1 protein-coding gene is annotated in these 265 nt (G+C 57.7%); it reads right to left on the reverse strand.

Annotated features, from left to right (window positions below; all coding sequences use genetic code 11):
- Positions 1-48 precede the first annotated feature (48 nt).
- The coding region (locus RMT89_RS43540; protein ID WP_315889287.1) for a hypothetical protein at positions 49-265 on the reverse strand (217 nt) is incomplete at its 5' end.

The following is a 265-nucleotide window of genomic DNA, read 5'->3' on the forward strand; positions in this document are numbered from 1 at the left end:
GTACTCCCTGCGCCGCGCCTGCCGGTCGCGAGCCCTGCGACTCTCAGCCTACATGATCCGGCAGGCGTGCCAATCCTGTAGCTCATCCATTCTGCGACATTTTGCGCATTGCAACAATCGGCTACAATGTTTCATTTGAAAAACCGAGGGTTGTGCGGCACGATCAACCGTCTCGTTCATTAAGCCAACATGCGATCGCTGATTGCCGAACGGTAACATCATCGTCACGGAGGAGCGCGCCACGCGCGTCATCACCCTGCGCCGT

The organism is Streptomyces sp. P17, assembly GCF_032436805.1.
Classification (GTDB): Bacteria; Actinomycetota; Actinomycetes; order Streptomycetales; family Streptomycetaceae; genus Streptomyces.